Here is a 5,806-nt window from a genome sequence, read left to right as displayed (position 1 = left end):
TGGCCTCCAACTCCACCGCCGAAGGCCGCGCCCAGAACCGGCGCGTGGCCATCGTCGTCTTAAGCTAGGCTTGAGCCCTCAGGCGCTCGCCGCTCGCGCGGCGGGCGCCGGCAGGCTGATCCCGGGCAGGGCCTGGAAGGCTGGCTTGGCCAGCAGATAACCCTGGATGTAGCGGACCCCCATTTCGCGCAGGGCCGCCAGCTCGCCCTGGCTCTCGACGCCCTCGGCGATCACCGTGATCCCCAGCTCCTGGCACATCTTCACCACGCCGGCGACGATGACCCGGCGGGGCAGGCTCTGGTCGAGGTCGCGGATCAGCTCCATGTCCAGCTTGATCAGGTCGGTCTGGAACTTGGCCAACAGGTTCAGCCCCGCATGGCCCGCGCCGAAGTCGTCCAGGGCGGTGCCGAATCCCATCCGCCGATAGGTGTCGACGATGTGGGCCACGTGGGCCGGCTCGGCCATCTGCTCGTTCTCGGTGAACTCGAAGATCAGCCGCTCGGTGGGAAAGGCGTTGGCCGTGGCCGTCTTCAAAGTCAGCTGGATGCAGGCCAGGGGCGAATAGACGGCGTTGGGCAGGAAGTTGATGGACAGTCGCGTCGGCCCCTCAAGGATGCCGGCGGCCACCGCGGTCTCGATGGCCTTGACCCGGCAGGCCTGATCGAAGGCGTAGCGATTGGCCTGCGTCACCTGGGCCAGGACACTGGCGGCCGATTGCCCCTCCGGCCCGCGGACCAGGGCCTCATAGGCGAAGGGCCGGCCGCTCTCCATGTCCACGATGGGCTGGAAGGCCATGGCCAGGACGATCTCTTCGGACTCGCCGTTTCGGCAGCCCTGGCAAGGCGCGGGGCGGGGGGCGGGGGCGGTCATGGGCGCAGGAGTCCGGAGGAAAACACGGCCTCAGGATGAAGCTAAATCCTGAAACAATCGTGGATTTTCCAGACCTTGCGGCGCGCCCCCGCCGGGAGCCGCCTTAGAGCGCGGCCTGGTAGAGGGTTTCGAAGTCCGGCTTGGTGATCGGCCGCGGATTGGTCAGGTTCACCCCGTCGGCGGCCGCGTCCTCGGCCAGCTGGCCGATCATGGCCGCCGAGCCGCCCAGCTCGGTGATGGAGCGGGCGATGCCGATATCGGCGCGCAGGGTGACCACCGCGCCAATGGCCGCCTCGGCCTTGGCCGGCGCGCCCAGGGCCGCGGCCACCTGAGCGTACTTCGAGGCCACGGCGGGCATGTTGAAGTCCATCACATGGGGCAGCATGGTGGCCAGCGTCTGGCCATGCGCCGCGTTCAGCCGCGCCGAGAGGGCGTGGCCGGTGCCGTGGGCGGCGCCCAGGCCGGCCACGTTGAAGGCGATGGCGGCCATGGACGAGGCCAGCATCATCTGCGCGCGGCCCTCCAGGTCCGACCCGTCGGCCACCACGCCGCGCAGGTGGGCGGCCACCATCTCGATGGCCTTGAGCGCCACGGCGTCGGAATAGGGGGTGGCGCGCAGGGAGGTGAAGGCCTCCAGGGCGTGGGTGAAGACGTCGAAGCCGCAGGTCGCCGTGGGATAGGCGGGCAGGCCCAGGGTCAGTTCCGGGTCCAGCACGGCGAAGGCCGGCACGATGGACGGGTGCATGACATAGGTCTTGCGGCCGAGCGCGGTGTTGGTGATCACACAGGCCGAATTGGTCTCAGACCCGGTGCCCGCCGTGGTGGCCACGGCGATGATCGGCACGCCCGGCGCCTTGGGGCCGGGCTTCTGCAGGTCGGCGACGCTCCCCGGATTGGTGGCCAGCAGGGCGATGGCCTTGCCGCAGTCCATGGAGGACCCGCCGCCGAGCGCCAGCACCACGGCGTCCTGCAGGCCGGCCAGGCGGGCGGCGCCGGCCTCCACGTTGCGGTCGGTGGGGTTGGCTTCCACCCCATCGAAAATCTCCACGCCCACGCCGGCGGCGCTCAGGGCGGCCAGGGCCTCATCGGCCGCGCCGCTGGCCATCAGGCCCTTGTCGGTGACCACCAGGGCGGTCTTGCGCCCCAGGGCCTGAACCTGGGCGGCGAGCTTGCGGGCTGAGCCGGCGCCGAAGATCAGGGTCGGCAGGGGACGGATCTGGAAGTTCTGGGCGGCGAGCGACATGGGGTTTCCTCTTGGGTGCTTCTTGTAGCGTCGATCGGAAAGTCAGGCCTGCGGTCTAGCCGTCGGCCGCGCGCGAATCCAGGCCGCTTGTCGCTCCAGGGCCTCGGCGGCGCGAACGGGATGCGCCAGGCGCAGGACCGCCTCGCCCAGCGCCACGGCCAGGGCGTCGGCCACTGCGTCGGCGGGCGCCCATTCAGCCTCGGCGGCCTGCAGGGCCTCGTCCAGATGCGCGCGGACCCGGGCCACATCCTCCGCATGGACCTGGGCGATCAGGCTGCGGGCGGCGGCGGGGTCCAGGCGGGTCTTTCCAGTCATGGGCCTCTCCTGACGATGGCTGGGACAATATGAAACGTTATAACGTCGCGCAAATGGACTTGACGTCGAGCCCTCGCACCAAAATGTTATAAGGTAACATTCGAAAGGCGACCCTCATGGACCGCAGGCTCCCCGTCACCGTGCTCTCCGGCTTCCTGGGCGCAGGCAAGACCAGCCTCCTCAATCACGTGCTCCGCAATCGCGAAGGCCGCCGGGTGGCGGTGATCGTCAACGATATGAGCGAGGTGAACATCGATGCGGCTCTGGTGCGCGACGGCGGCGCGGAGCTGTCGCGCACTGACGAGCGGCTGGTGGAGATGAGTAACGGCTGCATCTGCTGCACCCTGCGGGAAGACCTGCTGGCCGAGGTGCGCCGCCTGGCCGCGGAAGGCCGGTTCGACTATCTGCTGATCGAGTCCACCGGCATTTCCGAGCCCATGCCCGTGGCGGCCACGTTCGACTTCATCGAGGAGAGCGGCGCCTCCCTGCGCGACGTCACCCGCCTTGACACCATGGTCACGGTGGTCGACGCGCTGAACTTCCATCGGGACTATTCCAGCCGCGACCATCTGGCCGACCGGGGCGAAACCCTGGGCGAGGAGGACGTGCGCACCATCGTCGACCTGCTGGTGGACCAGGTGGAGTTCGCCGACGTCATCGTGCTGAGCAAGACCGATCTGGTGAGCGAGACCGTGGCCGGGGAGGTGGAGGCGGTCTGCCGCGCCCTCAATCCCGCCGCCAGGATCGTGCGCGCCACCAAGGGCGAGCTTCCCCTGGGCGAGATCCTCGACACTGGACGCTTCGACATGGCCAAGGCCTCGGCCGCCCCGGGCTGGCGGCAGGCCATGGAGTTCGGCGCCCCGTCCGAAAGCGAGGAGTACGGGGTGGCGACCTTCGTCTATCGCGCCCGCCGCCCCTTCCACCCCGAGCGGTTGAAGGCCGTGCTCGACCAGACCTGGCCGGGGGTCTGGCGATCCAAGGGCTTCCTGTGGCTGGCCACGCGCATGTCCAAGGCCGGCGCCTGGAGCCAGGCCGGCGCGGCCGCCACCTTCGAATGGGGCGGCTACTGGTGGGCCGCCATCCCGCCGGAACGGCGCCCGCAGGATGCGGAGAGCCGCCGCGCCATTTCCGAGCACTGGCGCGCCCCCTATGGCGACCGCCGCCAGGAGTTGGTGCTGATCGGCAAGGACATGGACCAGAAGGCTTTGACCGCCCTCTTCGACGGGGCCCTTCTGACGCCCGAAGAAACCCGCCGGGGACCCGACTGGTGGCGGCGCCTGGCCGATCCCTTCCCCGAATGGGGTCCGGCGCCCCAGCCGCAGGCGGTCCTGGCCTGAGCCGGCGGCGCGAAGCCCATTTTTTCCCGTCGCCCTTGAGACGACCCTTCGAAAGCCACATCAGATGAAGTCATCCACCGCCCGTCTGCTGGACGGTTCGGCCATAGGCCTGTCGGGCCTGTGCCTCATCCATTGCCTCGCCCTGCCGGTGGCCGCCGCCTTCATTCCCCTGATGGGGGTCTTGAGCGAGGCTGAGTGGGTTCACCTGGCGGTGCTCATGACCGCCGCCCCCCTGTCGGCCGGCGCGCTGCTGCTCAGCCGTCCGCGCAACCCCATCGCCATCGCCGTCGCGCTCACCGGCCTCTCGGTGATGGTGGCGGCCCTGGCCTATCCTGGGCTAGAGACGATGATGACCGTGGCGGGCGGGCTGCTGCTGGCCACCGGCCACGTGATCAACTGGCGAGGGCGAGGCGTCCGTCCCCATGTGCATCCCACCTGACCTACAGCGGGCGGCCCATCGCGGCTTGGCCGTCCTGGCCGCCGCCCTGGTTCTCTGCGCCTGCGAGCGGCCGTCCGAGGCGCCGGAGATCGCCGATGGCGCCGGCGATCAGGCCGCGGCCGTCGCGGCCGCCCCGCCGGCTGCTGCGGCGGCCGAGGCCGTCCCGCCGGAGGCTGACGGCCAGCCCCCCGACGATGACATGTGGGCGGAGTTCGAGTCGGGCCAGGACCCCATGGCCCAGGAACTGGCCAGCGAGCGGGCGCTTCAGCTCACCCTGCCCACAGCCGACGGCCCGCAGTGGGCCAAGCTCCGGCGCACCAAGGTCTGGATCGACGAGGAAAGCCAGCTCTTCCAGGCCAGCCATCCGGCGGAGGTCCGGGCCCTGGCCGGCAAGCCCTTCAAGATCCAGGGCTTCATGCTCCCCCTGGAGATGGCCGATCAGACCCGGCGCTTCCTCATCTCGCCCTATACGCCGGTGTGCTTCTACCACCCGCCGGCCGAGCCCAATGAGGTGATCGAGGTCTTTCTCGAGCGCCCCATCCGGGCCGGCTACCATCTGGTGGAGGTGGAAGGGGTCCTGGGCCTGGCCGACAATGGCGAGAAGGGCCTGTTCTTCCAGCTTCGCCAGGGGCGGGCGAAGATCGTCCAGGCGGTGGACGAGGCGGCCTGAGCCGCAGGTCTCCCTCAGACCGCGAAGGCGTCCGCGCCCAGGGCCTCATACTCCGCCGCCCCTTGCGTCACGGCGGCGGCGAGGCCGCCGGCGCCGGTGAGGATCTGGGCGGCGTAGATGCGCAGCAGGGCGGCCTTCGCCTTGAGCCGCGGGTCCTGCGCGCCGTCGGCCAGCAGGGCCTGGCGGGCGAGCACCCAGCCGCCGATCACGTCCCCGGCCAGCTTCAGATAGGGCGTGGCGCCGGCCAGGGAGTCGGCCCCCCGGTGGGCCAGCATCCAGTCGGTGGCGGCCTCCAGGGCCAGCACCCCTTCGGCCAGGCGACGGCCGGCCTCGGCCAGGTCGGCGCGTTCGGTCAGGGCCTGGGCGGTCATGGCCATTTCGGCGCACAGCTCGTCCATCACCGCGCCCTCGCCCATGGAGAGCTTGCGGCCGGCCAGGTCCATGGCCTGGACGCCGTTGGCCCCCTCATAGATCGGGGCGATGCGGGCGTCCCGATAGTGCTGGGCCGCCCCGGTCTCCTCGATGAAGCCCATGCCGCCATGAATCTGCACGCCCATGGAGGCGACCTCCACCCCCATGTCGGTGGACCAGGCCTTGGCGATGGGAGTGAGCAGCTCCTGGCGCGCCCGGGCGCCGGTGCGGACGGCCTCGTCAGCCGCCAGCCGCGCCTGATCGGCCAGCACGCCGGTCATCAGGCAGATGCCCCGGGCGGCCTCGATCCTGGCCTTCATCAGGGCCAGGCTGCGCCGCACGTCGGGATGGTCGAAGATGGGCGCGGCGCTCTCACCGGTCCAGACCGACCGCCCCTGACGGCGGTCCTGAGCGTAGGCGAGAGCCTGCTGATAGGCGCGCTCGGCGATGCCGACGCCCTCGACCCCCACCTGCAGGCGGGCGGCGTTCATCATGACGAACATGTGGGCCAGGCCCTGGTT

At 70.4% G+C, this 5,806-nt stretch carries 7 protein-coding genes; 3 read left to right on the top strand and 4 right to left on the bottom strand.

The window, feature by feature from the left end:
* Positions 1-78 precede the first annotated feature (78 nt).
* The 3 genes from V7D28_RS13480 to V7D28_RS13470 form a co-directional block, all read right to left on the bottom strand.
* Complete coding sequence (locus V7D28_RS13480; RefSeq protein WP_333587901.1) at positions 79-870, bottom strand: EAL domain-containing protein; 792 nt, start codon at positions 868-870, stop codon at positions 79-81.
* Between the two features lie 103 nt (positions 871-973).
* A complete protein-coding gene (locus tag V7D28_RS13475) occupies positions 974-2,113 on the bottom strand; it encodes an iron-containing alcohol dehydrogenase family protein (protein WP_333587900.1) in 1,140 nt (379 codons plus the stop codon).
* 42 nt (positions 2,114-2,155) lie between these two features.
* Positions 2,156-2,428: a hypothetical protein gene (locus tag V7D28_RS13470; RefSeq protein WP_333587899.1), complete on the bottom strand. Its 273-nt coding sequence runs from the start codon at positions 2,426-2,428 to the stop codon at positions 2,156-2,158.
* Between the two features lie 116 nt (positions 2,429-2,544).
* On the opposite strand from V7D28_RS13470, the gene zigA reads away from it, so the two are divergent.
* From zigA to V7D28_RS13455, 3 genes are all read left to right on the top strand, one after another.
* Positions 2,545-3,765, top strand: coding sequence for a zinc metallochaperone GTPase ZigA (gene zigA / locus V7D28_RS13465; RefSeq protein ID WP_333587898.1), 1,221 nt, complete (start codon positions 2,545-2,547; stop codon positions 3,763-3,765).
* Positions 3,766-3,829: 64 nt separating this feature from the next.
* The gene (locus V7D28_RS13460; protein WP_333587897.1) at positions 3,830-4,204 is read left to right on the top strand and encodes a MerC domain-containing protein; all 375 of its coding nucleotides are present in this window, start codon (positions 3,830-3,832) and stop codon (positions 4,202-4,204) included.
* Positions 4,188-4,874, top strand: coding sequence for a DUF3299 domain-containing protein (locus V7D28_RS13455; protein WP_333587896.1), 687 nt, complete (start codon positions 4,188-4,190; stop codon positions 4,872-4,874). The genes V7D28_RS13460 and V7D28_RS13455 overlap by 17 nt, the downstream gene beginning before the upstream one ends.
* Positions 4,875-4,888: 14 nt before the next feature.
* On the opposite strand, the gene V7D28_RS13450 is transcribed toward V7D28_RS13455, so the two are convergent.
* The coding region (locus tag V7D28_RS13450; RefSeq protein ID WP_333587895.1) for an acyl-CoA dehydrogenase at positions 4,889-5,806 on the bottom strand (918 nt) is incomplete at its 5' end.

This window comes from Phenylobacterium sp., assembly GCF_036723115.1.
In the GTDB taxonomy this organism is placed as follows: Bacteria; Pseudomonadota; Alphaproteobacteria; order Caulobacterales; family Caulobacteraceae; genus Phenylobacterium.
This window is presented reverse-complemented; position numbering and strand designations above follow the sequence as displayed.